Source organism: Gemmatimonas sp. (assembly GCF_041689975.1).
Classification (GTDB): domain Bacteria; phylum Gemmatimonadota; class Gemmatimonadetes; order Gemmatimonadales; family Gemmatimonadaceae; genus Gemmatimonas.
On record NZ_JBDNFF010000386.1, the window covers coordinates 1 to 2,160 of the forward strand.

The window sequence follows — 2,160 nt, forward strand, 5'->3', positions numbered from 1 at the left end:
AAGTAGTCGCCGAATCGGCCGAGCGGGCGCCAGCGCGGGTCGGGGCAGGCGGCTCTACGAGGTAGGCGAGCCAGCGGGAGTCGGGCGAAAACTGCGCCTGCGACGCGTTGGCGATCTCGATCTCCGTGTTGGTGCGGAGGTTCCGGAGCTTGAGCACCGGCTTCCCGTCGGCGGGAAGCGCGTTGGCGAACCGCAGCCCGTACACCACCCAGCTGCCGTCCCCGGCAATCGACGCGCCGTCGATGCTACGCCACTTCCCGTAGTCGTCGATCGTGAGCGCCTTCTTGGCCCCGGATGTTGCAGCCGGCGTGGCCGCCTGCGCGGCGAGGGCGAGCGGTGCCGCAGCGAGCAGCAGCGCCGCGGACAGCAGGCAGCGAGGGAGTCGGAGTGTGGCGTAGGATCGCGGAACGCGAAGCAGCATCGGGGGTCTCTGGAGAGGCTTGGGCGGGCAGCGGATGGAGGGCCGACACACTGTGGCAAGCTGAAGTGCGCGGCGGTGAAAGGTACGCGAAAGTGTGGTCCGAGCGAATCGAGCGTGCTGCGCGGGTGGAGCAGGAGGTCGCTCAAGCTGCCTATGCGCAACGCGATGCACGGCAGGGGCTGTTGGACATCGGCGTGCAGTGGCCGTAGCATCGACGATCACGGTAACGCCGGGGCAAAAGCGCCGTTCTCACGCCTTGAATACATGGAGCACCTGTGTCGTATCGGTTCCATCTCATGTCGTTGTCTGCCTTGCTGGGCTGCTCAGCATTCGGCATCACCGCGTGCAGTGCAGGTGGTACGGCGGACAGCGGTTCGGAATCGGGGCGTGGTGCAGCGGGCGCTGCCGCTGTCTTTCCGGTAATCGAACGACGGCCGGACAGCACGGAACGACTGTCGTTCACGGCGGACGCCTTCGATCGTGCGCCCGCCGTTGTGCTGGATGCCGCGCCGCTTGCTGTTGCCGGCGGATCGAACGGCAGCGGTGATTTCGATCTCACGAATGTGGGCGAGGTCCGCTTGCTGTCGGACAACCGGCTCGTGGCGTTTTCCCCGATCGGCGCGCGGCTCATGGTGTTCGGCGCCGACGGCAGGGAACAGCGCATCATTGGCAGTGTCGGCAAGGGGCCGGGAGAGCTCATGCGCCCCGGAGGTGTCGTTGTGTTGCCCGGCGACACGTTGTTCCTGAACGACATAGCAAACAACCGTCTCAACTGGGTGATGCCGGATGGACGGTTCGTGCGCACTCCCGCCATGCGTTGGACGGAGCAGCGGCGCAACGCCGAAAAGTTGGCGGGCGTGCTCACCGATGGTCGCGTGGTCGTGCACTCAGGTGGCCTCATGTCGTGGGATGAATCCGACACCGTCTTTCGCAGCATGGCCACCGTTATCGTGCAGCCGCTCGAGGGTGCCGGCCGCACGATCGCGTCCATCCCGGATCTCGCGCAGGTATCAGTGCCCATGCGCATTCGCGGGCGGACAACTCGCGAGAGCGACGTGCTGCAATTCACGCCGCACGCGAGCATCGTGCTCTGGGATTCGCTGGTGACCACCAGTTCCGGCGATTCCTACACCATCACCCTGCGGTCACCTTCGGGCACCGTACTGCGGCAGCTCGTCATTCCGCTGCAGCGACGGCCCGTGCGTGTGGAGGATCGGGCGCGGGCGCTTGCTTTGCGATTCAAGTATATCGAGAGCAGCGTGGGCGAAGGAGGTGGTGGCGACACGTACACCAAGGATGAACAGCGCCAGAACGCGCGGCTCGCGCCGTCTGCCGATTCAATGCCGATCATTGTGGCCATGTATACGGGTCCGGATGGCACGCTCTGGGTGGTCGATCAGGCCGCGACGAGCGGCAAGAGCGGTACGATGGTGACCTCCTATCGCCGCGACGGCGCGATGACCGGCCGGCTCCGGCTTGTTGATGATGCGACTCCAGTCGCCTTCGGCAACGATCGTGTCGTGCTGCGCGTGAGGGATGAGAATGACGTGGTGGCGTTGCGTGTCCATCGCCTCTGCAAGACGTCGTGCCGATAGGGCGCGCGTGGGGCAACGCCGACGCCGAAGGCACTGCGGAACGCACAGCCCGCGAGTCGCCGCAGGTCGTTGGCCTCGGCCGGTTCGCGGGCGGGACTCCTGAACGGATCACACAGAGGAAAAGAGAAAAGAGAAAAGGAGTGA

General features: G+C 65.6%; 2 protein-coding genes. One reads left to right on the top strand and one right to left on the bottom strand.

Annotated features, from left to right (window positions below):
- The coding region (locus ACESNG_RS22160) for a hypothetical protein (RefSeq protein ID WP_373070901.1) at nucleotides 1–421 on the bottom strand (421 nt) is incomplete at its 3' end.
- A 296-nt stretch (nucleotides 422–717) separates the two neighbouring features.
- On the opposite strand from ACESNG_RS22160, the gene ACESNG_RS22165 reads away from it, so the two are divergent.
- Nucleotides 718–2,016 carry a hypothetical protein gene (locus tag ACESNG_RS22165; protein WP_373070903.1) on the top strand — a complete coding sequence of 433 codons (1,299 nt, stop codon included), beginning with the start codon at nucleotides 718–720 and terminating at the stop codon, nucleotides 2,014–2,016.
- Nucleotides 2,017–2,160 lie beyond the last annotated feature (144 nt).